The sequence below is a fragment of the Spirillospora sp. NPDC029432 genome (genome assembly GCF_040703975.1).
In the GTDB taxonomy this organism is placed as follows: domain Bacteria; phylum Actinomycetota; class Actinomycetes; order Streptosporangiales; family Streptosporangiaceae; genus Spirillospora.
Genome location: NZ_JBEZWH010000072.1, coordinates 13,962 through 38,599, shown reverse-complemented (window position 1 = coordinate 38,599; position 24,638 = coordinate 13,962). Strand labels below are relative to the sequence as shown.

Annotated in this window: 24 protein-coding genes and 1 tRNA gene; 19 read left to right on the top strand and 6 right to left on the bottom strand. The window is 72.3% G+C overall.

Translation table 11 applies throughout. The features are described 5' to 3' along the window. Nucleotides 1-73: 73 nt before the first annotated feature. Both AB0881_RS35205 and AB0881_RS35200 read right to left on the bottom strand, forming a co-directional pair. Nucleotides 74-211, bottom strand: coding sequence for a lasso RiPP family leader peptide-containing protein (locus AB0881_RS35205; RefSeq protein WP_366624177.1), 138 nt, complete (start codon nucleotides 209-211; stop codon nucleotides 74-76). A gap of 200 nt (nucleotides 212-411) precedes the next feature. Then, nucleotides 412-1,197 carry an AfsR/SARP family transcriptional regulator gene (locus AB0881_RS35200; protein WP_366624175.1) on the bottom strand — a complete coding sequence of 262 codons (786 nt, stop codon included), beginning with the start codon at nucleotides 1,195-1,197 and terminating at the stop codon, nucleotides 412-414. 389 nt (nucleotides 1,198-1,586) lie between these two features. Here AB0881_RS35200 and AB0881_RS35195 point away from each other — a divergent pair, with 389 nt between their 5' ends. From AB0881_RS35195 to AB0881_RS35170, 6 genes are read left to right on the top strand one after another with little or no spacing between them, the layout of a single operon-like run. After that, the gene (locus AB0881_RS35195; protein WP_366624173.1) at nucleotides 1,587-2,384 is read left to right on the top strand and encodes a transglycosylase family protein; all 798 of its coding nucleotides are present in this window, start codon (nucleotides 1,587-1,589) and stop codon (nucleotides 2,382-2,384) included. 22 nt (nucleotides 2,385-2,406) lie between these two features. Continuing rightward, nucleotides 2,407-3,381 carry a 16S rRNA (adenine(1518)-N(6)/adenine(1519)-N(6))-dimethyltransferase RsmA gene (gene rsmA / locus AB0881_RS35190; protein WP_366624171.1) on the top strand — a complete coding sequence of 325 codons (975 nt, stop codon included), beginning with the start codon at nucleotides 2,407-2,409 and terminating at the stop codon, nucleotides 3,379-3,381. Then, the gene (locus tag AB0881_RS35185) at nucleotides 3,293-4,414 is read left to right on the top strand and encodes a hypothetical protein (protein ID WP_366624170.1); all 1,122 of its coding nucleotides are present in this window, start codon (nucleotides 3,293-3,295) and stop codon (nucleotides 4,412-4,414) included. Before rsmA ends, AB0881_RS35185 begins: the two co-directional genes overlap by 89 nt. Nucleotides 4,415-4,434: 20 nt before the next feature. Further along, nucleotides 4,435-5,370 (top strand): 4-(cytidine 5'-diphospho)-2-C-methyl-D-erythritol kinase, encoded by a 936-nt coding sequence (locus AB0881_RS35180; protein WP_366624168.1) that lies wholly within the window; start codon nucleotides 4,435-4,437, stop codon nucleotides 5,368-5,370. 18 nt (nucleotides 5,371-5,388) lie between these two features. Next, the gene (locus tag AB0881_RS35175) at nucleotides 5,389-5,595 is read left to right on the top strand and encodes a hypothetical protein (RefSeq protein ID WP_366624166.1); all 207 of its coding nucleotides are present in this window, start codon (nucleotides 5,389-5,391) and stop codon (nucleotides 5,593-5,595) included. A 31-nt stretch (nucleotides 5,596-5,626) separates the two neighbouring features. Next, complete coding sequence (locus AB0881_RS35170) at nucleotides 5,627-7,405, top strand: ABC-F family ATP-binding cassette domain-containing protein (RefSeq protein WP_366624164.1); 1,779 nt, start codon at nucleotides 5,627-5,629, stop codon at nucleotides 7,403-7,405. A 13-nt stretch (nucleotides 7,406-7,418) separates the two neighbouring features. Here the strand turns inward: AB0881_RS35170 and AB0881_RS35165 are convergent, their stop codons facing one another. Next, a complete protein-coding gene (locus AB0881_RS35165) occupies nucleotides 7,419-7,913 on the bottom strand; it encodes a MarR family transcriptional regulator (RefSeq protein WP_366624162.1) in 495 nt (164 codons plus the stop codon). A gap of 75 nt (nucleotides 7,914-7,988) precedes the next feature. Here AB0881_RS35165 and AB0881_RS35160 point away from each other — a divergent pair, with 75 nt between their 5' ends. Next, nucleotides 7,989-8,804 carry a trans-aconitate 2-methyltransferase gene (locus AB0881_RS35160; RefSeq protein WP_366624160.1) on the top strand — a complete coding sequence of 272 codons (816 nt, stop codon included), beginning with the start codon at nucleotides 7,989-7,991 and terminating at the stop codon, nucleotides 8,802-8,804. Between the two features lie 198 nt (nucleotides 8,805-9,002). On the opposite strand, the gene AB0881_RS35155 is transcribed toward AB0881_RS35160, so the two are convergent. Together AB0881_RS35155 and AB0881_RS35150 are read right to left on the bottom strand one after the other, a co-directional pair. Then, entirely contained in the window at nucleotides 9,003-9,806 is an 804-nt protein-coding gene (locus AB0881_RS35155) for a TetR/AcrR family transcriptional regulator (RefSeq protein WP_366624158.1), read from the bottom strand. A gap of 17 nt (nucleotides 9,807-9,823) precedes the next feature. Beyond that, entirely contained in the window at nucleotides 9,824-10,777 is a 954-nt protein-coding gene (locus AB0881_RS35150) for an acyl-CoA desaturase (RefSeq protein WP_366624156.1), read from the bottom strand. A 466-nt stretch (nucleotides 10,778-11,243) separates the two neighbouring features. Between AB0881_RS35150 and AB0881_RS35145 the strand changes: the two genes are divergently transcribed. From AB0881_RS35145 to rfbD, 12 genes are all read left to right on the top strand, one after another. Next, nucleotides 11,244-11,315: transfer RNA gene (locus tag AB0881_RS35145), tRNA-Gln, on the top strand. A gap of 224 nt (nucleotides 11,316-11,539) precedes the next feature. Then, nucleotides 11,540-12,982, top strand: coding sequence for a bifunctional UDP-N-acetylglucosamine diphosphorylase/glucosamine-1-phosphate N-acetyltransferase GlmU (glmU, locus tag AB0881_RS35140; RefSeq protein ID WP_366624154.1), 1,443 nt, complete (start codon nucleotides 11,540-11,542; stop codon nucleotides 12,980-12,982). Nucleotides 12,983-13,079: 97 nt separating this feature from the next. Further along, a complete protein-coding gene (locus tag AB0881_RS35135; protein WP_366624152.1) occupies nucleotides 13,080-14,060 on the top strand; it encodes a ribose-phosphate diphosphokinase in 981 nt (326 codons plus the stop codon). Between the two features lie 342 nt (nucleotides 14,061-14,402). After that, the gene (locus tag AB0881_RS35130) at nucleotides 14,403-15,023 is read left to right on the top strand and encodes a 50S ribosomal protein L25/general stress protein Ctc (protein WP_366624150.1); all 621 of its coding nucleotides are present in this window, start codon (nucleotides 14,403-14,405) and stop codon (nucleotides 15,021-15,023) included. 93 nt (nucleotides 15,024-15,116) lie between these two features. Continuing rightward, complete coding sequence (gene pth / locus AB0881_RS35125; protein WP_366624148.1) at nucleotides 15,117-15,692, top strand: aminoacyl-tRNA hydrolase; 576 nt, start codon at nucleotides 15,117-15,119, stop codon at nucleotides 15,690-15,692. A 214-nt stretch (nucleotides 15,693-15,906) separates the two neighbouring features. Beyond that, the gene (locus tag AB0881_RS35120; protein WP_366624146.1) at nucleotides 15,907-17,385 is read left to right on the top strand and encodes a sugar transferase; all 1,479 of its coding nucleotides are present in this window, start codon (nucleotides 15,907-15,909) and stop codon (nucleotides 17,383-17,385) included. Nucleotides 17,386-17,501: 116 nt separating this feature from the next. Beyond that, entirely contained in the window at nucleotides 17,502-18,410 is a 909-nt protein-coding gene (locus AB0881_RS35115) for a 3'(2'),5'-bisphosphate nucleotidase CysQ (RefSeq protein WP_366624144.1), read from the top strand. A 126-nt stretch (nucleotides 18,411-18,536) separates the two neighbouring features. Next, nucleotides 18,537-19,451, top strand: a complete 915-nt coding sequence (gene cysD, locus AB0881_RS35110) for a sulfate adenylyltransferase subunit CysD (protein WP_366624142.1) — start codon at nucleotides 18,537-18,539, stop codon at nucleotides 19,449-19,451. A 32-nt stretch (nucleotides 19,452-19,483) separates the two neighbouring features. After that, on the top strand, nucleotides 19,484-20,746 hold the full coding sequence (locus AB0881_RS35105) for a GTP-binding protein (RefSeq protein ID WP_366624179.1): 1,263 nt from the start codon (nucleotides 19,484-19,486) through the stop codon (nucleotides 20,744-20,746). Nucleotides 20,747-20,923: 177 nt separating this feature from the next. Continuing rightward, a complete protein-coding gene (locus tag AB0881_RS35100; RefSeq protein ID WP_366624140.1) occupies nucleotides 20,924-21,991 on the top strand; it encodes a glucose-1-phosphate thymidylyltransferase in 1,068 nt (355 codons plus the stop codon). A 10-nt stretch (nucleotides 21,992-22,001) separates the two neighbouring features. Further along, nucleotides 22,002-22,991, top strand: coding sequence for a dTDP-glucose 4,6-dehydratase (gene rfbB, locus AB0881_RS35095; protein WP_366624138.1), 990 nt, complete (start codon nucleotides 22,002-22,004; stop codon nucleotides 22,989-22,991). Continuing rightward, nucleotides 22,988-23,821 carry a dTDP-4-dehydrorhamnose reductase gene (gene rfbD / locus AB0881_RS35090; protein ID WP_366624136.1) on the top strand — a complete coding sequence of 278 codons (834 nt, stop codon included), beginning with the start codon at nucleotides 22,988-22,990 and terminating at the stop codon, nucleotides 23,819-23,821. The genes rfbB and rfbD overlap by 4 nt, the downstream gene beginning before the upstream one ends. Here rfbD and AB0881_RS35085 read toward each other — a convergent pair whose 3' ends face one another. Then, a complete protein-coding gene (locus AB0881_RS35085) occupies nucleotides 23,822-24,586 on the bottom strand; it encodes an SDR family oxidoreductase (protein ID WP_366624134.1) in 765 nt (254 codons plus the stop codon). Between the last annotated feature and the right edge of the window lie 52 nt (nucleotides 24,587-24,638).

The following is a 24,638-nucleotide window of genomic DNA, read 5'->3' as shown; positions in this document are numbered from 1 at the left end:
TTTTTTATTATTTATCCTCCCCCGCGGGGGGGGGGGGGGGGGGGGGGGGGGGGGGCGCCCCCCCCCGGCGGGATCAGTTGTCCGAGCCGTCGCACGCGTAGAACGCGCACTCGTTCTTCCGGTCGATGCCCCAGTCGGCGTCCCCGAGGGTGACATCGGCGAAGGCGCCGGCCTCGGCCAGCATCGGGGGCTCGTAAACGGTCTCCTGCATGCGGATCACCCTTTCCGGTCCGGCCGGAAGGCTTTTCCTTCCGGCCTGCCGCCAAAATTACCGGGTGCCCCTTTCATGTGGCTTTCCGGTGGCTGCCCGTTCGCTTTCCGATCGCTTTCTGATCGCTTTCACTCCGCCGGCACGAAAAAGGGCCGGAGAAAGCGCGACGGCTTTCTCCGGCCCTTCCCCGGCGCCCGGGGTCAGCCGACCAGGACGGCCGACCGGTCGAGCGCCGGGTCGTTGCGCAGGATGGCCGCGTGCAGCGCCTGCAGCTCCTGCCCCGGGCTGATCCCGAGCTGCTCGCCCAGCCGCGCGCGGACGTCCCGGTAGGCCGCCAGCGCCTCCGCCTGCCGCCCGCACCGGTACAGCGCGAGCATCAGCTGGTACCAGAACCGCTCGTGGAACGGCCGGCTGCCGGTCAGGAAGCGCAGCTCGCCGACCACCTCCTGGTGGCGGCCCAGCAGCAGGGCGGCCTCGCCGCGCCGTTCCACCGCGCGCAGCCACTCCTCGGTCAGCCGCGGCACGGCGTCGCGGTGCAGGGCGTCGGACCGCACGTCGGGCAGCGCGGGCCCGCGCCACTGCGCGAGCGCCGCGCCGAGCAGCACGGACTCGGCCTCCAGGTCGCCGCGGGCGGCGGCGGTGGTCGCCGCGTCGATCAGGTCGCGGAAGCGGGCGAGGTCGAGCCGGCCGGGCTCGATCTCGATCAGGTAGCCGGCCGCCGAGGCCCGCAGCGCGCCCCCGGCGGGGAACTGGGCGAGCCACCGGCGCAGCCGGGCGACCTGCGTCTGCAGCGCCCCGCGCGGGCAGCGCGGCGGTTCCTCGCCCCAGAGCCACTCGACGAGGTCCTCCACCGGGACGACCGCGTTGGACCGCAGCAGCAGCCCGGCGAGCAGCACCCGCTGCTTCCCGGCGGGCACCGCGGCGCGGTTCCCGCCGACCGCGACTTCGAGCGGCCCGAGTATCCGGAAATCGACCCTTTCGGCCATGAACGCTCCCCGCTCGTCAAGTGATCCGGTGCTCAAACCATTGGACGTTGCCATCCTGTTACAGGTTCGGGGCCGGGACGAGAGTCCCGATGGATAGTTGACGGAATGCTGGGGCGCAATTCTGCTTTATCGCGCTTTATGGAATGCTTTACCGACTTCGCCTGTCCAGGATCTTCGCGCGTCCGGGCGACCCCGCGCGCCCGGGCGACCCGGACGCCGAGGAGTCGTCCGTACGCCGGGTCGCGGGGTGCCTGGAGCGTGGCCGTGTGCGAACGTGAGTAGGGCGACCAAAAGGGGCGATGCGGTGGCGAAAGGTACCTGAGGGGCTCTAGGGTCTGGCCCGTTGCACAGGGCCGGACCCGGGCCCTGTCTCCCATGGAGGAACCAAGGTGCGCCGTCCCCCTACGCGCTCTGCGCTTTCCCTGCTGCTCGCGCTGGCGGTCCTCGCCGCCGGATGCGGCGGGGAGGGCGAGGCTCCGAAGACCGCCCCGGCGGCGGACGCGGCCCAGCCGAGCCCGAGCCCCACGCCGCGCAAGGTCGTGATCGTGGTGGACAAGAAGAGGAGCGAGGTCATGAGCGCCGGCGGCACGGTCGAGCAGGTGCTCGCCGAGGCCAAGATCGCGCTGGGCCCGTACGACCTGGTGAAGCCGGACCGGACCGCCCCGCCCGGTGACATGATCAAGGTGATGCGGCTGCTGTCCAAGCCGGTCACCCGGACGGTGAAGACGTCCGCGCCGACCGTGCGCAAGAAGAGCTCGAAGGTGGCGCCGTTCACGGAGAAGGTGTCGCGCAAGGGCAAGCCCGGCCTGAAGATCGTGCAGACCGCCTACGCCCGCCGCAAGGGCAAGAAGGTCAAGATCGTCATCTCCGAGAAGGTGAAGCGCAAGCCGGTCGCGACGATCCTGCTCGTCGGCCCCAAGGGCGCGAGCACCGGCTCGGCCGCCCGGCTCAACTGGGCGGGCCTGGCCGAGTGCGAGTCCGGCGGCAACCCCAAGGCCGTCAACCCGGCCGGCTACTACGGGCTCTACCAGTTCTCGATGCAGACCTGGGGCTCGGTGGGCGGCAAGGGCAGGCCGTCCGACGCCAGCCCCGCCGAGCAGACCTACCGCGCCCAGATGCTCTACAACAAGGTGAACGGGCGCTGGCAGGGCCAGTGGCCCAACTGCGGCAGCCGCCTGTTCAGCTAGCGGGACCTGGGACACTGGACGGGTGGGGGACGACGCACACGCACTTCTCGGGCCCGCCGACGTCCGCGCGCTCGCGGCCCGGCTGGGCATCAGGCCGACCAAGACGCTGGGCCAGAACTTCGTCATCGACGCCAACACGGTGCGCCGGATCGTGCGCACCGCCGGGGTGGCGCCGGACGACGTGGTCATCGAGGTCGGGCCCGGCCTCGGCTCGCTGACGCTGGGGCTGCTGCCCGAGGTGCGGCGGGTCGTGGCGGTCGAGATCGATCCGGCGCTGGCGGCGGAGCTGCCCGCGACCGCCGCGGCGCGCGCCCCCGGGCTCGCGGACCGGCTGGAGGTCGTCACCGCGGACGCGCTGCGCATCGACGGCGTCCCGGGGCCGGAGCCGACCGCGCTGGTCGCCAACCTCCCGTACAACGTCGCGGTCCCCGTGGTGCTGCACCTGCTGGCGACGCTGCCGTCGCTGCGCCGCGCGCTGGTGATGGTGCAGGCGGAGGTCGCCGCCCGGATGGCGGCCGGGCCGGGCGGCAAGGTGTACGGCGTCCCGTCGGTCAAGCTCGCCTGGTACGGGGAGGCGCGCCGCGCCGGGGACGTGGGCACCAAGGTGTTCTGGCCCGCGCCCAACGTCGAGTCGGGCCTGGTCGCGTTCACCCGCCGCGAGCCGCCGCCCACCCGGGCCACGCGCGAGGAGGTGTTCGCCGTGGTGGACGCCGCGTTCGCGCAGCGCCGCAAGACCCTGCGCGCCGCGCTGGCGGGGTGGGCCGGATCGCCCGCGGCGGCCGAACGGGCGCTGGTCGCGGCGGGTGTCGACCCGAAGGCGCGGGGAGAAGCACTGGACGTGGCCGCCTTCGCCCGGATCGCCCAGTATCGTCCTGGGGGCGTGCTGGAGCGGAACGAGGCGGAGGACCATGGTGAAGGGGCGTTCGCGGACGGCGCGGGCGAAGATGCCCGTGGCGGCGCTGGCGATGCTGGCGATCGCGGCAGCCGGATGCAGTGACGGCGCGGGCGCGACACCGACGATCACGACCACCACCCGGGCCGGGGTGGCGCCGATGCCGCCGGAGAAGGGCGCCTACTTCGGCGCCTGGGTGCCGCCGGACGGGGCCGGGCCGACGGGGAGCGCGTCGCCGTCGCCCTCGGGCTCTCCTTCGGACTCGCCTTCGGGGTCGCCTTCGGAGAGCCCGTCGGGATCTCCCTCGGCCTCGCCCTCCGGACGGCCCGCGCCCGAGCCCGTACGCGGCTTCGAGCAGGCCCTCGGCCGGCAGCTGGACATCGTGCACAGCTACCGGGGATGGAAGTCCGCGTTCCCGAGCCGCGACGACTCCGCGCTGCTGGCGGCCGGCGACCGCTACCTGCTGCTGACCTGGGCCGGCGCCGACACCAAGGAGATCGTGTCCGGCGAGCACGACGCGGTGATCCGCGAGCGCGCCCGGGCCGTCAAGGCCACCGGCAAGCCGATCTTCCTGCGCTGGTCGCGCGACATGGACGCGCCGGGCGCGCGGGACCGGGTGCACGGCGGCAAGGAGTTCGTCGCCGCGTGGAAGCACATCCGCGCGATCTTCAAGGCGGAGCGGGTCGACAACGTGGCGTGGGTCTGGTGCCCGACCGCCACCGGCTTCGGCAGCCGCAACGGGCCGTCGTACTACCCCGGCGACGACCAGGTCGACTGGATCTGCGTGGACGCCCAGCCGGGCGCCGGCTACGACTACCGCGACCTGTCGGAGGTCGTCAAGGTCTTCATGGACTGGGCCGGCGACCGGCCCAAGCCGATCATGGTGGCGGAGTTCGGGGTGCCCAAGGCGTACGGCACCCGCCGCGCCGAGTGGCTCCGCAAGGCCGCCGAGACCCTGCAGAACCCGCAGGTGAAGGCCGTCGTCTACTTCAACTCCGACGAGCAGGCGCAGGAACCGCGCGACGACCGCCGCAAGTACGCGGTGACCGGCGACCAGAAGGCGGTCTCCGCGCTGCGCGAGCTGGCCACCACGCCGTACTTCAACCCCCGCAACCTCCCCGTCACCAGCGGGGAGTAGAACCACTACGCTTCCCTGACGTGACCGCGACCGCAGTGACCGTACGCGTGCCAGCGAAGGTCAATCTCCAGCTCAGCGTGGGGCCGCTCCGCGACGACGGGTATCACGACCTCGTCAACGTCTTCCACGCCGTCTCCCTGGCCGACGAGGTGACGGCCGTCCCGGACGGCTCCCTCTCGGTGGCCGTGGAGGCGGCCCCCGGCTCGGCCGTGGCGGTGGACGGCGTGCCCGTCGACGGTGACAACCTGGCCGTGCGGGCGGCGCTGCTGGTGGCCGAGCGGCTCGGCGTGGAGCCGTCCGCCCGGCTGCGGATCCGCAAGGCGATCCCGGTCGCGGGCGGGATGGCGGGCGGCAGCGCCGACGCCGCCGCCGCGCTGGTCGCGTGCGCCCGGCTGTGGGACGACCCCGAGAGCCCGCTGCTGGACCGCGAGGACCTCCTGGAGCTCGGCGCCGCACTGGGCAGCGACGTGCCGTTCGCGCTGCTCGGCGGTACGGCCGTCGGGCTGGGCCGCGGCGAGCGGCTCACCCCGGCGCTGACCCGCGGGACGTTCCACTGGGTGTTCGCGACGGCCGGCGGGGGGCTGTCCACCCCGGCGGTGTACGCCGAGTGCGACCGGCTCCGCGACGCGAACGGCGAGCACGCCGACCTGCCGGACGTCTCCGCGGAGCTGATGACGGCGCTGGCCACCGGCGACGCCAAGGGCCTCGGCGCGGCCCTGGCCAACGACCTGCAGCCCGCCGCGCTGGAGCTGCGCCCCGCGCTGCGCGGCACCCTCGCCGCCGGCCGTGAGCTCGGCGCGCTGGGCTCCCTGGTCTCGGGTTCCGGGCCGACCTGCGCGTTCCTGGCCGGTTCGGCCGGGCACGCGGTGGATCTGGCGGCCGCGCTGGCGGACCTGGACGAGGTCCGCGAGGCGCTGCCCGCGCACGGCCCCGTCCCCGGCGCGACGATCATCTGACCCCCGATAGGAGCCACCATGGCCAGCGTCTCCCTCCTCCTCGCCCTCATCGTGCTGCTGCTCCTCGTCCTGGTGGTCACGGCGGGGGTTTTCGCCGTCGTCATGGTGACCCGCTCCCGCAACCGCCAGAACCAGCAGCCCGGCCCGTACGGCCAGCCCGGCCAGCCCGGCCAGCCCGGCCAGCCGGGCCCGCCCGGTCCGTACGGCCCCGGCCCGGGCCACTGAGCCCCGCGCGGGCATTAGCCTGGTAGGCGTCGTGAATCTGATCAACGTTGAGAACGTCACCAAGGCCTACGGCCCCGAACCGCTGCTGGACGCGGTCTCCCTCGGACTGGACGAGGGCGACCGGGTCGGCGTCGTCGGCCGCAACGGCGGCGGCAAGAGCACGCTCGTGGAGATCCTGGCGAAGGCCACCGAGCCGGACGCGGGCCGCGTCACCCACGCCCGCGGGCTCCGCCTCGGCTACCTGACCCAGCGCGACGCGTTCGCCGAGGGCGCGACCGTGCGGAGCGTCGTGCTCGGCGACCGGCAGGAGCACGAGTGGGCCGGCGACACCCGCGCCCGCGACATCCTCGGCGGCCTGCTCGCGGACCTCGACCTGGACGCCCCGGTGGCCGGGATGTCGGGCGGCGAGCGGCGCCGGGTCGCGCTGGCGCGGCTGCTGGTGCCGGAGACCGACCTGATCGTTCTGGACGAGCCGACCAACCACCTCGACCTGGAGGCCATCGACTGGCTGGCCCGGCACCTGAGGTCGCGCCGGGTCGCGCTGCTGATCGTCACCCACGACCGCTGGTTCCTGGACGAGGTCACCGAGCGCACCTGGGAGGTCGTCGACGGCCGGGTGGAGCGGTACGAGGGCGGCTACTCGGCGTACGTGCTGGCCAAGGCCGAGCGCGACCGGATCGCCGCCGCCACCGAGGCGAAGCGGCAGAACCTGCTGCGCAAGGAGCTGGCCTGGCTGCGCCGCGGCCCGCAGGCGCGCACGTCCAAGCCCAAGTTCCGGGTGGACGCGGCGCAGGCGCTGATCGCGGACGAGCCGCCGCTGCGCGACTCGGTGGAGCTGACCCGGTTCGCGACCGCGCGGCTCGGCAAGACGGTGTACGACATCGAGGACGTGACCGTCGAGGTCGGCGGCCGCCCGATCTTCGAGCATCTGACCTGGCGGCTCGGCCCCGGCGACCGGATCGGCCTGGTCGGCGTCAACGGCAGCGGCAAGAGCACCCTGCTGCGGCTGCTGGACGGCGCCGTCGCGCCCGGGTCCGGCAAGGTGGTCCGCGGCAAGACCGTCCAGCTGGCGCACCTTTCGCAGAACCTTGAGGAGCTCGACCCGTCCCGGCGCGTGCTGGAGTCGGTCGAGGAGATCAAGCGCCGGATCACCGTCGGCAAGCGCGAGTGGACGGCCAGCCAGCTGCTGGAGCGGCTCGGCTTCCGCGGCGACCGGCAGTGGACGCCGGTCGGCGACCTGTCCGGCGGCGAGCGGCGCCGCCTCCAGTTGCTGCGGCTGCTGATGGGCGAGCCCAACGTGCTGCTCCTGGACGAGCCCACCAACGACCTCGACATCGAGACGCTCACGGAGGTCGAGGACCTGCTCGACGGCTGGCCGGGCACGCTCGTGGTCGTCAGCCACGACCGCTACTTCCTGGAGCGCGTCACCGACCACGCCGTCGCGCTGCTCGGGGACGGCCGGGTCTCGATGCTGCCCGGCGGCGTCGAGGAGTACCTCCGGCGCCGCGCCGAGGGGAGCGCGCCGACCCGTACGGCCGCCGCGGCCGAGTCCACGGCCGCCGCCGTCACCGCCCCCAAGGCGCAGGCCAAGGGCGGCGGGCAGGACTGGAAGGCACGCAAGGAGCTGGACAAGCTCGAACGCCGCCTCGACAAGCTCGCCAAGCAGGAGGCGGAGCTGCACGAGAAGCTCGCCGCGCACGCCACCGACTACGAGAAGCTCCAGGAGCTGGACGGCCGGCTCCGGGAGATCCGGGCGGAGGCGGCGCGGGTCGAGGAGGAGTGGCTGATGCTCGCCGAGGACGTCGGCTGACGGAGCCGCCCGCCTAGTCGTCGCTGTCGAACGGGATCAGCAGGTTCCGCAGCAGCCCCGCGAGGGTCTCCCGGTCGTCGGGGGCCAGGCTCTCCAGTATCGCGTTCTCGCGGTCCAGCAGGTCGGCGAACGCCGCGTCCACCCGGGTCATGCCGGCCTCGGTGAGGCGGACCTGCACGCCCCGCTTGTCCTGCGGGTCGGGGTGCCGCTCGACCAGCCCGGCGGCGGCCAGCCGGTCGATCCGGTTGGTCATCGTGCCCGAGGTGACGAGCGTGGCGCGCAGCAGCAGGCCGGGGCTCAGCTGGTACGGGTCGCCCGCCCGGCGCAGCGCGGTGAGGACGTCGAACTCCCAGCCCTCCAGCTCGTGCGCCGCGAAGACGGCCCGGCGCGCCCGGTCGAGGTGGCGGGCCAGCCGCGAGACGCGGCTGAGGACCTGCAGCGGGCGGACGTCGAGGTCCGGGCGCTCCTTGCGCCAGGCCTCGACCAGCCGGTCCACCTCGTCCTGCATGCCGACACCCTACCTGTCTCGATATCGAGAAGACTTTCTTGACATCAAGATTATCGGCGGGCATCATGTCTCTTGATGTCGAGACAAGCCGGGGCGGAACGAGCCGCCGTCTGGGACCCCGCGCAGTACGGGGTCTTCGGCGGCGAGCGCGGCCGCCCGTTCGCCGAGCTGATCGACCGGGCCGCGCGCGACCTGCCCGCCCCCGGCCGGATCACCGACCTCGGCTGCGGCTCCGGCGAGCTCACCGCCGCCCTGGCCCGCCGCTGGCCGGACGCGGAGATCGAGGCGATCGACTCCTCGGCCGAGATGATCGAGGCCGCCCGCGTCCACGCGATCCCCGGCCGCCTGGACTTCGCCGTCGGCGACGTCACCGCCTGGACGCCCCAGGCCCCGCCCGGCCTGATCGTCTCCAACGCCGTCCTGCACTGGGTCCCCGGGCACACCGGACTGCTGCCCCGCTGGATCGCCGCGCTCGCCCCCGGCGGGCGGCTCGCGTTCCAGGTCCCCGGCAACTTCGACGCCCCCAGCCACACCCTGCTCCGCGAGCTGTGCGACGCGCCCCGCTGGCGCGACCGGCTGGGCGGCACCGTCGCCCGCCGCCCCGTCCTCGACCCCGCCGGCTACCTCGACCTCATCGCCCGGCACGGCCACGCCGCCGACGCCTGGGAGACCACGTACGCGCAGGTCCTCCAGGGCGAGGACGCCGTACTGGAATGGGTCAAGGGCACCGCGCTGCGCCCCGTCCTGACCGCCCTCGGCCCCGCCGAGGCATCCGGCTTCCTGTCCGAGTACGGCGCCCTGCTGCGCGCGGCCTACCCGCCCGCGCCGTACGGCACCGTCTACCCCTTCCGGCGCGTGTTCGTGATCGCCGAACGCGCCGGAGGCCCCTGATCAGGGTGCCGCCCACCGCGCGAGCGGAGCGAATCGTTCCCCTGCGGTGTGCCCGTCCGCGCGATGGGCGGCATCCCAAGACCCGAGCCTCGAAATCCGGGGCAGGGAACGACCGTTCAACACGGTGACCCCGGCCGGTGGCCGCGCGGACGAACTCCGGCGGCCACCGGCTCCGTCGTCTCCGGGCCGCCGCGCCCGCTACGAGGGCTGCGGCGCGGCCCCGCCGAGCGCCTCGCCCTCGGCGCCGGCACCGTCGCCGTCGCGGCGCTCCCTGCGGTGCGCCTTCGCGGCGGCCTTCTCCTCCGCCTTCTCGGCCTTGGCCGCGGCCTTCTCGGCCCGCCGCTCGCGGCGCTCGGCCTCCTTGCGGCGCCGCTTCGGATCCAGCGACGGCCGCGGCTCCAGCCCGGACAGGCCGTTCCACGCCAGGTTCACCAGATGCGCCGCGACCTCCTCGCGCTTGGGACGGCGCGCGTCCAGCCACCACTGGCCGGTCAGCGCCACCATCCCCACCAGCATCTGCGCGTACATCGGCGCGACCTTGTCGTCGTAGTCGTGCCGGTCCAGCTCCTGGGCCATCACGTGCTCGACCTCGCCGGCGATCTCGCTCAGCAGGCTCGCGAAGCTGCCGGTGCCGGTGCCGCCGTGCGAGTCGCGGACCAGGATCCGGAACCCGTCCGGATTGGTCTCGATGTACTCCAGCAGCGACAGCGCCGCCTTCTCCAGCTTGGCGCGGTAGTGGATCGCCGAGCCCAGCGCCTCGGTCACCGAGGCGAGCAGCCGCTCGAACTCCCGGTCGACCACCACCGCGTACAGGCCCTCCTTGCCGCCGAAGTGCTCGTACACCACGGGCTTGGAGACCCCGGCCGCCGCGGCGATCTCCTCCACGGAGGTGCCGTCCAGGCCGCGCTCGGCGAACAGCGTCCGGCCGATGCCGAGGAGCTGCTCGCGTCGTTCCTTGCCGGTCATCCGCTTCCTGCGGGACCGTGGGGCGGGTTCTGTCACGGGATCAATTGTGACGGTCAGGCGGCCCTGTTCGTCCGCTTCGCCGCCAGCCGCTCCTCGTCCGGCCACCGTACGTCGTGCGCGAGGCCGGTCTTCTCGAACGCCCAGATGACCCGGGCGCTGATGTCGACCTGGCCCTTCAGGACCCCGTGCCGGGCGCACGTCGGGTCGGAGTGGTGCAGGTTGTGCCACGACTCGCCGAGCGACGGGATCGCCAGCCACCACACGTTCCGCGACTTGTCGCGCACCTCGAAGTCCTCGTTGCCGAACGTGTGGCAGATCGAGTTGATCGACCACGTCACGTGGTGCACCAGCGTCAGCCGGACGAGCCCGGCCCAGAAGAACGCGGTGAACGCGCCCGCCCACGACATCGTCAGCAGGCCGCCCAGGACGCCCGGCAGCAGCAGCGTCACCGCGACCAGCGCCGGGAACGCCTTGTGCACCCGCACGATGTCCTTGTCGTTCAGCAGGTCCTTGGCGAACCGCTCCTTGGACGTGCGGTTCCCGTCGAACAGCCAGCCGTAGTGGGCCCAGCCGAGCCCCTTGGCCAGCGCCTTCCAGTCGGTCCCGAACCGCCACGGCGAGTGCGGGTCCGCCTCCTTGTCGGAGTGCTTGTGGTGCCGCCGGTGGTCGGCGACCCAGGTGATCACCGGTCCCTCCATCGCCAGGCTGCCGGCGACCGCCAGCGCGATCTTGAGCCCGCGCTTGGCCTTGAACGACCCGTGCGTGAAGTACCGGTGGTAGCCGACCGTGATCCCGCCGGCCGAGATGAAGTAGAAGACGGCCATGAGCGCGACGTCCGTCCAGCCGAGGAAGCTTCCCCAGGCCAGCGGGACGGCCGCGAGCAGCGCCAGGAACGGAATCCCGGTGAAGACCCCGACGAGGATCCGCTCGGCCTTCCCCGTCGGCTCAGGCTCGACCTCGGGTCTGCGCTGCTGGCGGGGCGGATCGAGGACGGGAGCTGTAGCCATTGGCACCACTTCCTGTGTTCAGACGGCCACTACTTACGCCACCGTAACCTACGGTTGCGTAGGTTTATAGGGCTGGAAACGTAAAATCGGTAGCAATGCATCTCGGGAGGACTCAAGGATCACTCGTGCGACCAGGGCCCCAGGGGAAGGCGGGACGCGTCCCTCACGCAGGAGGAACGTGTGATCTCCGCCGAAGGTTCGCTGGGCGGGCTGCCCGCGGGGCACGCGTTCGGCGACCGGTGCTTCATGCTCTCCAACCGCGCTCTCCATCCCCGGTGCCGGCGTCCCGCCGGCGCCCTGGGACTGGTCGGACGACTCGGTGATGGGGTGCTCGCTCCTGGGCGTCCTAAACCGCGGCGGCGAAGTCGATCAGCGGCGAAACGAGGTGGGGGGCGAGGGCGGCGGTCGCTATCATGGCTGCGACCCTGGACCCCCGGGCTGCCTGTCCGGTTTCAGGGGGCTTTGATCCGGCGTGGTGTAATTGGCAGCACAAGGGCTTTTGGTGCCTTTAGTTCGGGTTCGAATCCTGGCGCCGGAGCTCGGCGGACCGAGTTCCGAGAGTGGTTCCGAGATGGTTCCGAGGTGCGTGTCCGGTCCCTGATGGGGCCGGACCCGACCCCGTCCGGCGCGCGCGGGTCCCCGGCGGGGTGACAGTCCCGGGCAGGGCGGTATCCTTCGGGTGTCGGGTGTGTTGCGTCCCTGTTTGAGCAGGTAGATCGGCACCCGAGACCAATCCAGTCCGCGATGCCGAGGAGCCTCCACGTGAGCGCGAGCCGCCCGGCTGCCGTCGTCGTCCTCGCCGCGGGCGAGGGCACCCGGATGAAGTCCCGTACCTCCAAGGTCCTGCACGAGCTGTGCGGGCGCCCGATGCTCGGGCACGTGCTGGCCGCCGGCCGCGCGCTGGAGCCCGAACGGCTGGTGGTCGTCGTCGGCCACCGGCGGGAGCAGGTGATCGACTATCTGGCCGGGGAGCATCCGGCGGCCGAGCCCGTGGTGCAGGAGTACCAGGGGGGCACCGGGCATGCCGTCCGGACGGCCCTGGAGCAGACGGGGGAGCTGAGCGGGACCGTCGTGGTCACCAACGGCGACCATCCGCTGCTGCGCGGCGAGACGCTCGCCGAGCTCGTCCGGGTGCACGAGGGTGACGGCAACGCCGTGACGGTTCTCACCACCGAGATGCCCGACGCGACCGGGTACGGCCGGATCCTCCGGGAGGAGGGCGGCGCCGTGACGGCGATCGTCGAGCACAAGGACGCGACCCCGGAGCAGCGGGCCGTCCGCGAGATCAACGTGGGGATGTACGCCTTCGACGGCGCGCTGCTGGCGGACGCGCTCAAGCGGGTCACGACCGACAACGCCAACGGCGAGGAGTACCTCACCGACGTGATCGGCATCCTGCGCGGCGACGGGCACCGGGCCGGCGCGTTCCTGGCGGCCGACTGGGTGGAGACCCAGGGCGTCAACGACCGGGTGCAGCTCGCGCAGGCGCGGCGGCAGCTGAACGACCGCATCCTGGAGGCCCACATGCGGGCCGGGGTGACGGTCGTCGACCCGGCCACCACCTGGATCGACGTCACGGTGACCGCCGAGCGCGACGCCGTGGTGCACCCGGGGACGCAGCTGCACGGCGCCACCCACCTGGGCGAGGGCGCCGAGGTCGGGCCGAACTCCACGCTGACCGACACGCGGGTCGGCGCGGACGCGAAGGTCGTCAACGCGGTGTGCGTGGAGGCCGAGATCGGGCCGGAGGCGTCGGTGGGCCCGTACGCGTACCTGCGGCCGGGCACCAGGCTGGCGCGCAAGGCGAAGATCGGGACCTATGTGGAGACCAAGAACGCCGAGGTCGGCGAGGGCAGCAAGGTCCCGCACCTGACCTACGTCGGGGACGCCACGATCGGGACCGGCTCCAATATCGGCGCCAGCTCGGTCTTCGTGAACTACGACGGGGTACGCAAGCACCACAGCGTGGTCGGCGACCACGTGAAGGTCGGCAGCGACAACATGATCGTCGCGCCGGTGACCATCGGGGACGGCTCCTACACGGCGGCCGGCTCGGTGATCGTCCAGGACGTGCCGCCGGGGGCCATGGCGGTCGCCCGCGGCAAGCAGCGCAACATCGAGGGCTGGGTCGAGCGAAGGCGCGCCGGGACGCCCGCGGCGGAGGCCGCGGAGGCCGCACGCCGCGCCGCCGAGGCCGGCGAATGAGGAACTCCCGTGCGGGCCGGGGCCCATCCCGCCGCAGCCGGGTGGTGGGGGCGATTCCCACGAGTAGTTCAGTTCCATTGAGGGGGAGTTGTCAGAGGTGAGTGGGATCAAGGCGAGCGGCCAGAAGAAGCTGATGCTCTTCACCGGCCGCGCCCACCCGGACCTGGCCAAGGAAGTAGCCGACAACCTCCACGTCGAGCTCACGCCGACTTCGGCGTACGACTTCGCCAACGGCGAGACCTTCGTGCGGTTCCTGGAGTCGGTCCGCGGCTCGGACGCCTTCGTGATCCAGAGCCACACGGCTCCCATCAACCAGTGGATCATGGAGCAGCTGATCATGGTGGACGCGCTGAAGCGCGCGTCGGCCAAGCGGATCACCGTGGTGGCGCCGTTCTTCGGGTACGCGCGGCAGGACAAGAAGCACCGCGGGCGTGAGCCGATCTCGGCCCGGCTGATGGCCGACATGTTCAAGACCGCGGGGGCCGACCGGCTGATCACGGTGGACCTGCACACCGCGCAGATCCAGGGCTTCTTCGACGGCCCGGTCGACCATCTGTTCGCGCTGGACCTACTGGCCACGCACTTCGAGAGCCGGCTGGACCTGTCGCAGGTGACGGTGGTCGCGCCGGACGCGGGCCGGGTGCGGGTCACCGAGCGGTGGTCGGACCGGCTCGGCGGCGTGCCGATGGCGATCATCCACAAGAAGCGCGACCCGGACGTGGCCAACGAGGTCAAGGTGTTCGACGTGGTCGGCGAGGTCGAGGGCCGCACCTGCGTGGTGGTCGACGACATGATCGACACCGGCGGCACGATCGTGAAGGCGGCGGACGCGCTGTTCGACAACGGCGCGACCCGCGTCGTGGTGGCGGCGACGCACGGGGTGCTGTCGGGCCCGGCGGTGGACCGGCTGAAGAACTCCCGGATCTCCGACGTGGTGCTGACCAACACGCTGCCGATCCCGCACGAGAAGCAGTTCGACAAGCTGACCGTGCTGTCGATCGCGCCGCTGGTGGCGCGCGCGATCAACGAGGTCTTCAGCGAGGGGTCGGTGACCAGCCTCTTCGGAGGTCACAGCTGACCTCGCGGCGCCGGTAGCCGGCGAATCGCGTTCGGGCCCGGGACGGCACGCACCGTCCCGGGCCCGCGCGCGTCCGGGACGGAGGGCCGGGCGAGCGGGCCCCATTGGCTTTGCGTGTTGGGACGATCGGCTAGACTTGCTGAATCCGCGTGTGCCCCGGGTCGTCCAGTGCGGCTCCGGCACGGCCCTCAGACCGGCGCCGTGCGAGGACTCGTACTCCCCGGGTTAACGCAAAGAATCTTCGAGGCGCCTGACGCATCGAGCAACGCCTGATTCGCTCATGTCCGCAGCGGACGTCCAGTGCCGGACGGCCGTGGATCGCAACAACGAGGAGTTTTCGCCGTGTCCGAGGTACGTATCGCCGCCGAGCCGCGCACCGAGTTCGGTAAGGGTGCCGCGCGGCGCACCCGCCGGGCCGGCAAGGTTCCCGCTGTCCTGTACGGCCATGGCACCGACCCGCAGCACATCTCGCTGCCCGGCCACGACCTGATGCTCGCCCTCAAGACCCCCAACGTGCTGCTGCGCGTGGAGGGCCTGGGCTCGGGTGCGGAGCTGGCGCTGCCCAAGGACGTCCAGCGCGACCCGATCAAGGGCTTCCTGGAGCACGTCGACCTGCTGCTGGTGAAGCGGGGCGAGAAGGTCGAGGTGTCGATCCCGATCGAGATCACCGGTGATGTGGTGGCCGGCGGCCGGCTGGTGCAGACCGAGGTCGAGATCTCGGTCGAGGCCGAGGCGACCCACATCCCGCAGAACGTCGAGCTCGACATCAGCGGCCTGGAGATCGACTCCCAGGTGCTGGCCCGCGACCTGAAGCTGCCCGCCGGCGCCACCCTGGCCGCCGACGAGGAGCTGCTGCTGGTGCAGATCGTGGACGCCACGCTGTCGGCCGAGCCGGCCGGCGAGGAGGCCGAGGCCGAGGGCGAGGCCGCCGAGGCGGGCGCCGAGGCCGAGTCGGCCGAGTGATCCGCGCCGCCGGGCGACCGGCGGCACACGCTTCCGCACGGCCCCCGCGGCGCTCGCGCCGCCGGGGGCCGTCGGCGATGAGGGACTCCGTAGATGAGCACTGATCCGTGGCTGGTCGTGGGGCTGGGGAACCCGGGCCCGGCGTACGCCGGCAACCGGCACAACGCCGGGTTCATGGTGCTGGACGTCCTGGGCGGCCGGGCCGGGGGCCGGTTCAAGTCGCACAAGGGGCGCGCGGACGTCCTGGAGGGGCGCCTGGCGGGGGCGCGGGCGGTGCTGGCGAAGCCGCGCGGCTACATGAACGAGTCGGGCGGGCCGGTGAAGGCGCTGCGCGACTTCTACAAGGTGCCGGTGGAGCGGCTGATCGTCGTCCATGACGAGCTGGACATCCCGTACGGCGCGGTGCGCCTGAAGCGGGGCGGCGGCGACAACGGGCACAACGGGCTGCGGTCGATCACCCGGTCCGTGGGGGACAAGGACTACCTGCGGGTGCGGTTCGGGGTGGGCCGGCCGCCGGGGCGGATGGACGCGGCCGCGTTCGTGCTGAAGGACTTCTCCGCGGCCGAGCGCAAGGAGCTGGACCTGAACGTCGAGCGCGCCGCGGACGCGGTGGAGGCGCTGCTGACGGGGCCGCTGGAGGCGGCGCAGAACACCTTCCACGCCTCGTAGCGGGTTCGGTGCGGAACAGGTGCGGGACGGCGCGCGCCCGCTGACAAAGATCGATCGGGCGAAAGCGGCGTTCCGCTCACCTAGTGAGAATCCGGATCGTAAGATGCATCACACGCGGGCTTCGCGTGGCATGTGAACCTCGATTGCCGTTCGGCCGTCTCCGTTGGGGACCGTGCGTTATGGGGCGCATGTGGCAGGGGTGGTGAGAGAGTCGATGGCCGTCGTTGACAAGATCAGGCTCGTTGATGCCCCGATCGAGGAACAGTCGCGACGACCCTCGGGCGGCAACTGGACCGGACGCTACCGCGGCCTGGCCGCCACCCTCGACTGCCTGAGCATGCTCTCGGCGGGCGTGATCGCCTTCGTGCTCCGCTTTCCCGGGATCCCCAGCGACCCCACCGTCCCGTACGTGGCGCTGACGGTCGTGCTGCCGCTGCTGTTCGTGGTGACTCTGGTGCTGTGCCGCGCCTACCAGCCGCGCTTCGTGGGCGTGGGGTGGGAGGAGTTCCACCGGGTGCTGCGCGCCGGGTTCGTGCTGACCGCGGCGGTGGCGATCGTGGCGTACGCGACCAAGACCGAGGTGGCCCGCGGGTACGTGGTGATGGCGCTGCCGCTGGGGACGTTCCTGGCGCTGGTGGCCCGCTACCGGCTGCGCAAGTGGCTGCACAAGAAGCGGTGGAACGGCCAGTGCATGCGCCGCGTGATCGCGGTGGGGCACCGGACGTCGGTGGCCGACCTGATCAAGCTGCTGCGGGAGAAGCGCTACCACGGCATGGACATCGTCGGGGTGTGCCTGCCGCCCGCGCTGGCGTCCGGCGAGGACGCGGTGAGCGAGGTCGAGGGCGTCCCGGTGCTGGGCGACTTCGGCCAGGCGGCGGCGGTGGTGGACCGCAGCGGCGCCGACTCGGTGGCGGTGCTGGCGTGCCCGGAGATGGACGGGGTGGCGCTGCGCCGGCTGGCGTGGCAGATCGAGCGCGACGACGTCGAGCTGGTGGTGGCCCCCGCGCTGATGGACGTGACCGGCCCGCGGATCTCGATCCGGCCGGTGGCGGGGCTGCCGCTGCTGCACGTGGAGCACCCGGAGCTGGAGGGCTCCCGGAAGCTGCTCAAGGGCGCGTTCGAGCGGACGGCGGCGCTGGCGGGGATCCTGCTGCTGAGCCCGCTGCTGATGCTGGTGGCGTTCCTGATCAAGGTGACCAGCAAGGGGCCGGTGATGTTCCGGCAGACCCAGGTGGGGCGCGACGGCCGCGAGTTCACCGTGCTGAAGTTCCGCACGATGGTGGTGGACGCCGAGCAGCGCAAGGTCGAGCTGCGCTCGGAGAACGAGGGCGACGGCGTCCTGTTCAAGATGAAGGCCGACCCGCGGGTGACCGCGGTGGGCCGCCGGCTGCGCCGCTACTCGCTGGACGAGCTGCCGCAGCTGTTCAACGTGGTGCGCGGCGAGATGTCGCTGGTGGGGCCGCGCCCGCCGCTGCCGGACGAGGTCGCCCAGTACGGCGGCGACGTGTACCGGCGGCTCGCGGTGAAGCCGGGGATGACGGGCCTGTGGCAGGTGAGCGGCCGCTCCGACCTGACGTGGGAGGAATCCGTCCGGCTGGATCTGCGTTACGTCGACAACTGGACCCTCGCCCTCGATCTGCAGATCATGTGGAAGACCTGGTCGGCCGTGTTCAAGGGGTCGGGCGCCTACTAGGAGCACGGCCGGGGCGGCCGCGTTCCGCACCATGAGACCCGGCGTGTGGGCGAGGTTCGGTGTGCACCACAATGTAGACCGAACCGATAGGCCGAGCCGGGATTGTGATGGGGTCGATGACGGAGCTTCCGGCGGCGGATCCCGCCGCGGGTGACCACGCGCTGGCCGGGGACCTGGCCGCGCACGCCGGGCGGCTGCTGCTGGGCGTCCGGGACGAGATCGGGTTCGCCGACGCGCGGGCCCTCAAGGACACCGGCGACCTGCGGGCGCACGAGTACCTGATGTCCGCCCTCGCCGGGGCGTGTCCGGACGACGCGATCCTCTCGGAGGAGGGCCGCGCCTCGGTGGCCGGCAAGAGCGCCACCGCCGTGGCCATGGACGGCCCCCCAACGGGCAACACCGACCTGGCGGTACGGCTCGCCGCCGAGCGCGTCTGGATCATCGATCCGCTGGACGGCACCCGCGAGTTCGCCGAGGAGGGCCGCAGCGACTGGGCCGTCCATGTGGCGCTGTGGGAGCAGCGGCCCGAGGGCCGGCTGGCCGCCGGGGCGGTCGCGCTGCCCGCGCAGGGGGCGACGCTCCGTACCGCCGCCGAGGGGGCCGTGGTCGTGGACGCGGACGGCGAGCGTCCGCTGCTGCTGAAGCCGCCCGCCCCCGGCCGGCTGCGGATCGCGGTGAGCCGGAGCCGGCCCCCCGAGTTCCTCACCCGGCTGGCGGAGCGGCTGGACGGGACGGGCACCGAGGTGGAGCTCGTCCCGATCGGCTCGGCCGGCGCCAAGATCGCGGCGGTGCTGCTGGGCGTGGTCGACGCCTACGTCCACGCGGGCGGCCAGTACGAATGGGACTCGGCCGCGCCCGCCGCGGTGGCGCTGGCCGCCGGCGCCCACGCGTCCCGGATCGACGGGGCGCCGCTGGCCTACAACCGGAAGGACCCCCGGCTGCCGGATATCCTGGTGTGTCACCCGGGGTCGGCATCGACGCTGCTGACCGGCATCCGGGACGTGACGCAGGCCCCGCCGGGCTGATCCCGCCCGGCCGGCGCCCGCCACCGCCGCACGGCCCGCCCCACAACCGCATCCCGCCCCTAGCCGCCGACGAGTCCGCCAGACGAGCCCACGAGCCCAGACGAGCGTGGAGAGAAGCCGTAGACCATGCAGCGTTGCGATTATCTGCTGTCCCAGCTGGACGTCCTCGAAGCCGAGTCGATCCACATCATCCGGGAGGTGGCCGCCGAGTTCGAGCGGCCGGTCCTGCTGTTCTCGGGAGGCAAGGACAGCATCGTCATGCTGCGCCTGGCGCAGAAGGCGTTCGCTCCCGCCCCGATCCCGTTCCCGGTCATGCACGTGGACACCGGGCACAACTTCCCCGAGGTGATCGAGTACCGCGACCGCCGGGTCGCCGAGCTGGGCGTGCGGCTCGTGGTCGCGTCCGTCCAGGAGTCGATCGACAAGGGCCGGGTGGTGGAGCAGACCGGGCGGCGGGCCAGCCGCAACCGGCTGCAGACGACCACGCTGCTGGACGCGATCGAGGAGCACCGGTTCGACGCCGCGTTCGGCGGCGCCCGGCGCGACGAGGAGAAGGCGCGCGCGAAGGAGCGGGTCGTCTCGTTCCGCGACGAGTTCGGCCAGTGGGACCCCAAGAACCAGCGGCCCGAGCTGTGGAACCTGTACAACACCAGGATCCAGCAGGGCGAGCACGTCCGGGTGTTCCCGCTGTCGAACTGGACCGAGCTGGACATCTGGGACTACGTGCGGCGCGAGGAGCTGGAGCTGCCGCCGATCTACTTCGCGCACAGCCGGCGGGTGTTCGAGCGCGACGGCATGCTGCTGGCCGACCTCCCGTACGCCAACCGCGGCGACGACGAGCCGGCGTTCGAGGCGACGGTCCGCTACCGCACGGTCGGCGACGCCTCCTGCACGGGCGCGGTGAAGTCGAACGCGGCGAGCCTCGACGAGGTGATCGAGGAGATCGCGGCCACCCGCATCACCGAACGCGGCCAGACCCGCGCGGACGACCGCTCCAGCGAGGCCGCCATGGAGGACCGCAAGAAGGAGGGCTACTTCTAATGTCCGTCTCGACAGGCACCACCGGCAAGCAGATGGACATCCTGCGGTTCGCCACCGCCGGCTCGGTGGACGACGGCAAGTCCACGCTCATCGGCCGGCTGCTGTTCGACTCCAAGTCGATCTTCGAGGACCAGCTGGAGTCGGTGGAGCGCACCAGCGCCGACCGCGGCGAGGAGTACACCAACCTGGCGCTGCTCACCGACGGGCTGCGGGCCGAGCGCGAGCAGGGCATCACGATCGACGTGGCGTACCGCTACTTCGCGACGCCGCGGCGCAAGTTCATCATCGCCGACACCCCCGGGCACATCCAGTACACCCGGAACATGGTCACCGGCGCCTCCACCGCCGATCTGGCGATCATCCTGGTGGACGCGCGCAAGGGCATCCTGGAGCAGTCCCGGCGGCACGCGTTCCTGACCACGCTGCTGAAGGTCCCGCACCTGGTGGTCGCAGTCAACAAGATGGACCTGGTCGACTACGACCAGAGGCGGTTCGAGGACATCGTGGACGAGTTCACGAAGTTCGCGGCGAAGCTGGAGGTCTCCGACCTCACGTTCATCCCGATCTCGGCGCTGCACGGCGACAACGTGGTGGACCGCTCCCCGAACACCCCGTGGTACCAGGGCAGCTCGCTGCTGCACCACCTGGAGCACGTGCACATCGCGTCCGACCGCAACCTGATCGACGTGCGGTTCCCGGTGCAGTACGTGATCCGCCCGCACAAGTCGACCGACCCGGAGCTGCACGACTACCGCGGCTACGCGGGCCAGGTCGCGGGCGGCGTGCTCAAGCCGGGCGACGAGGTCGTGCACCTGCCGTCCGGGCTGACCACGACCATCACCCACATCGACGGCCCGAACGGCCCGGTCGAGGAGGCGTACCAGCCGATGTCGGTCACGCTGCGGCTGGCCGACGACATCGACATCTCCCGCGGCGACATGATCGCCCGGCCGCACAACCGGCCGGAGACGGCGCAGGACCTGGACGCGATGGTCTGCTGGATGACGCCCGACCGCACGCTCACGCCGCGGATGAAGGTGGTCGTCAAGCACACCACCCGCACCGCGAAGGCGATGGTCAAGGACCTGCAGTACCGGCTGGACGTCAACACGCTGCACCGCGACGACTCGGCGGACGCGCTGGGCCTGAACGAGATCGGCCGGATCTCGCTGCGGGTCACCCAGCCGCTGTTCGTCGACGACTACGGCCGCAACCGGCTGACGGGCGGCTTCGTCCTCATCGACGAGGTCACCAACAACACCGTCGCGGCCGGGATGATCATCGGCGCGAAGTAGCGGCCCGGACACGGAGGGCGGGGATCGGTTCACGCGCCGCGCGGGCCGGTCCCGGCCAGCCGGACGGGGGGACGAAGCCGCTGGAAGTGCCGGTAATGTCGATGCGTAATCCGACAACCCGGCACCCCCTGGAGCCTCGTTGAGCCCGTACGTCCCCCCACCCCTCCGGCACGCGACGTGAAGGCGCTCGTACTGGCGGGCGGCGCCGGGTCGCGGCTGCGCCCGATCACGCACACCTCGGCCAAGCAGCTGGTGCCGGTGGCCAACAAGCCGGTGCTGTTCTACGGCCTTGAGGCGATCCGGGACGCCGGGATCAGCGAGGTCGGGATCGTGGTGGGCGACACGGCGGCGGAGATCCGGCGGGCGGTCGGCGACGGTTCGCGGTTCGGCCTCCAGGTCACCTACCTGGAGCAGGACGCGCCGCGCGGGCTGGCGCACGCGGTCCTCATCGCCCGCGAGTTCCTCGGCGACGACGACTTCGTGATGTACCTGGGCGACAACTTCATCGTCGGCGGCATCAGCGGGCTGGTCGAGCGGTTCCGGCGGGAGCGGCCGCAGGCGCAGATCATGCTGACGCGGGTGTCGGACCCGCGCGCGTTCGGCGTGGCCGAGCTGGACGCCGCCGGCCGCGTGATCGGCCTGGAGGAGAAGCCGGCCGAGCCCAAGAGCGACCTCGCGCTCGTCGGCGTCTACCTGTTCAGCCCGGCCGTGCACGCGGCGGTCGCGGGGCTCAAGCCGTCCTGGCGGGACGAGCTGGAGATCACCGACGCGATCCAGACGCTGCTGGACGAGGGCCACCGGGTCGAGTCCACGGTGATCTCGGGCTACTGGAAGGACACCGGCAACGTCACCGACATGCTGGAGGTCAACCGGCTGGTCCTGGAGAGCGTCGAGCCGTCCGTCGAGGGCGACGTGGACGCGGCGTCCGAGCTGATCGGCCGGGTGGTGGTGGAGGCGGGCGCGTCCGTCGCCGGGTCCCGCATCGTCGGCCCCGCGATCGTGGGGGCCGGGTCGGTCGTCCGCGACTCCTACGTCGGCCCGTTCACCTCGATCGACCGGGACTGCTCGGTCATCGACAGCGAGATCGAGTACTCGATCGTGCTGCGCGGCGCGTCCATCGACGGCGTCGGCCGGATCGAGGTCTCGCTCATCGGCCGGGAGGCCGAGGTCACCCCGGCGCCCCGCGTTCCGAAGGCCCACCGTCTCGTCCTGGGAGACCACAGCAAAGTGCAGATCAGCAAATGAGGGTCAGCGAATGAGAGTGCTGGTCGCCGGCGGGGCCGGCTTCATCGGGTCGCACTACGTCCGGGAGTTGGTCTCCGGCGGGTACGAGGCGTTCGCCGGCGCCGAGGTCACCGTGCTGGACAAGCTCACCTACGCGGGCGACCTCGCCAACCTGGAGCCGGTGGCGGGGAGGTTCGCGTTCGTGCACGGCGACGTCTGCAACGACGAGCTGCTCGCGCACCTGGTGCCCGGCCACGACGTCGTGATCAACTTCGCCGCCGAGTCGCACGTGGACCGCTCGATCGCCAGCGCGGGCGAGTTCGTCCGGACGAACGTGCAGGGCGTGCAGGCGCTCATGCAGGCGTGCCTGGACGCCGGCACGCCGCGGATCGTGCAGGTCTCCACCGACGAGGTGTACGGCAGCATCGACGCGGGCTCGTGGGCCGAGGACGCGCCGCTCGCGCCGAACTCGCCGTACTCGGCGGCCAAGGCGGGCGGCGACATGATCGCGCGCGCGTACGCCCGCACGCACGGCCTGCCGGTCAGCATCACGCGTTGCGGCAACAACTACGGGCCGTACCAGTTCCCCGAGAAGGTCATCCCGCTGTTCGCGACCAACCTGATGGACGGCCGCACGGTCCCGCTGTACGGGGACGGCGGCAACGTCCGCGACTGGATCCACGTCGCCGACCACTGCCGCGGCATCCAGCTCGTCGCCGAGCGCGCCGGCGAGTCGGAGCCGGGCGAGGTGTTCCACATCGCGGGCACGGCCGAGCTGACCAACCTGGAGCTCACCGAGCGCCTCCTGGACGCCCTCGGCGCCGGCTGGGACCGGGTGGAGCGGGTCGCCGACCGCAAGGGCCACGACCGCCGCTACTCGCTCGACGACGCCAAGCTGCGCGGGCTCGGGTACGCGCCGGCGATCGGGTTCGAGGAGGGGCTGGCGGCGACCGTCCGCTGGTACGAGGAGAACCGCGACTGGTGGGAGCCGCTCAAGAAGCGCGCCGAGGACGCCCGGTGACCTGGCTCGTCACCGGTGCCGGCGGGATGCTGGGCACCGACCTGACCGCGCGCCTGCCCGGGGCGGTCGCGCTCGGCCGCGCCGAACTCGACCTGCTCGACCCGGACGCCGTCCGCGGCGCGCTCCGGGAGCACCGCCCGTCCACGGTGGTCAACTGCGCGGCCTGGACGGCCGTCGACGCCGCCGAGGCGGACGAGGACGCGGCGCTGGCCGTCAACGGCACGGCCGTCGAGACGCTGGCGGACGCGTGCGTGGAGACCGGTGCCCGGCTCGTCCAGATCTCCACCGACTACGTCTTCGACGGCCGCGGCGACCGCCCGTACGCCGAGAGCGCCCCCACGAACCCGGTGAACGCCTACGGCCGCACCAAGCTGGCGGGGGAGCAGGCGGCGGCGAAGGCGGGCGCGTACATCGTCCGGACGGCCTGGCTGTACGGCGCGCACGGCCCCAACTTCGTCCGCACCATGATCCGGCTGGCCGCCGAGCGCGACACGGTCTCCGTGGTCGACGACCAGCTCGGCCAGCCCACCTGGACGGGCGACCTGGCCGACCGGATCATCGCGATGGTGGAACGCGGGGCGCCGCCCGGGATCTACCACGGGACGAACTCCGGCCAGGTCACCTGGTACGGCCTCGTCCGCGAGATCTTCACCCTGCTCGGCCTGGATCCCGGCCGCGTCCGGCCGGTCACCAGCGCCGAGTTCGCCCGTCCCGCGCCGCGCCCCGCGTACAGCGTGCTGGGCCATCACCGCTGGGCCGCCGCCGGGCTGGGCCCGATGCGCGGCTGGCGGGAGGCCCTGCACGCCGCCTGGCCCGAACTGCCGCGCTGATCAGGCGGCCGGGGCGATCCCGAGCAGGGAGCCGCCGGTCCCGTCGATCCGCTGGCCGGTGACCCAGCCCGAGTCGTCCGAGGCGAGGAACGCGACGATCCCGGCGATGTCGGCGGCCTGGCCGACCCGGTTGAACGTCGAGTACGCCGCGGCCCCCGCGCGCGCCGCCGGGTCGGCCAGCCAGGCGTTCATGTCGGTCTCGACGATGCCGGGCGCGACGGAGTTGACGGTGATGCCGCGCGGCCCGAGCTGCTGCGCCAGGGCGAGCGTCAGCGCCTCCAGCGCGCCCTTCGTCATCGCGTACGCGCCGATCTCCGGCATCGCGATACGGGTCGCCCCGGTGGACACGTTGACGATCCGGCCGCCGTCGCGCAGCCGCTCCAGGCCGTGCTTGACGATGAAGAACGGCGCCTTGGCGTTGACCGCGAAGAGCCGGTCGTAGCCCTCCTCGGTGACGTTCTCGATGGTCTCGTTGAGGGTGATCCCTGCGTTGTTGACCAGGATGTCCAGCCCGTCCGCCTCGCGGTCGAAGGCGGCCCACAGCGCCTCGGCGTCGCCAGGCACGCCCAGCTCCGCGCCGATCGCGAACGCCCGGCCGCCCGCGGCTTCGATCTCCGCGACCGTCTCCTTGGCCGCCGTCTCGTTGCTGCCGTAGTGCACCGCCACGCGCGCTCCGTCGGCCGCCAGGCGCAGTGCGATGCCCCGCCCGATGCCCCGGCTGCCGCCCGTGACCAGCGTCGTCTTCCCGTCCAGAGGTCCGCTCATGGTCGTTCACACCTTCCCTAGTGATCGTTACAGAAAGGGACCGTAGCACATT

Coding starts and splice junctions, on each gene's coding strand:
- AB0881_RS35205 (WP_366624177.1), bottom strand. CDS start 211: ATGCAGGAGACCGTTTACGAGCCCCCGATGCTGGCCGAGGCCGGCGCC.
- AB0881_RS35200 (WP_366624175.1), bottom strand. CDS start 1,197: ATGGCCGAAAGGGTCGATTTCCGGATACTCGGGCCGCTCGAAGTCGCG.
- AB0881_RS35185 (WP_366624170.1), top strand. CDS start 3,293: ATGGTGAAGGGGCGTTCGCGGACGGCGCGGGCGAAGATGCCCGTGGCG.
- AB0881_RS35175 (WP_366624166.1), top strand. CDS start 5,389: ATGGCCAGCGTCTCCCTCCTCCTCGCCCTCATCGTGCTGCTGCTCCTC.
- AB0881_RS35165 (WP_366624162.1), bottom strand. CDS start 7,913: ATGCAGGACGAGGTGGACCGGCTGGTCGAGGCCTGGCGCAAGGAGCGC.
- AB0881_RS35160 (WP_366624160.1), top strand. CDS start 7,989: ATGTCGAGACAAGCCGGGGCGGAACGAGCCGCCGTCTGGGACCCCGCG.
- AB0881_RS35150 (WP_366624156.1), bottom strand. CDS start 10,777: ATGGCTACAGCTCCCGTCCTCGATCCGCCCCGCCAGCAGCGCAGACCC.
- pth (WP_366624148.1), top strand. CDS start 15,117: ATGAGCACTGATCCGTGGCTGGTCGTGGGGCTGGGGAACCCGGGCCCG.
- AB0881_RS35120 (WP_366624146.1), top strand. CDS start 15,907: ATGGCCGTCGTTGACAAGATCAGGCTCGTTGATGCCCCGATCGAGGAA.
- AB0881_RS35115 (WP_366624144.1), top strand. CDS start 17,502: ATGACGGAGCTTCCGGCGGCGGATCCCGCCGCGGGTGACCACGCGCTG.
- cysD (WP_366624142.1), top strand. CDS start 18,537: ATGCAGCGTTGCGATTATCTGCTGTCCCAGCTGGACGTCCTCGAAGCC.
- AB0881_RS35105 (WP_366624179.1), top strand. CDS start 19,484: ATGGACATCCTGCGGTTCGCCACCGCCGGCTCGGTGGACGACGGCAAG.
- rfbB (WP_366624138.1), top strand. CDS start 22,002: ATGAGAGTGCTGGTCGCCGGCGGGGCCGGCTTCATCGGGTCGCACTAC.
- AB0881_RS35085 (WP_366624134.1), bottom strand. CDS start 24,586: ATGAGCGGACCTCTGGACGGGAAGACGACGCTGGTCACGGGCGGCAGC.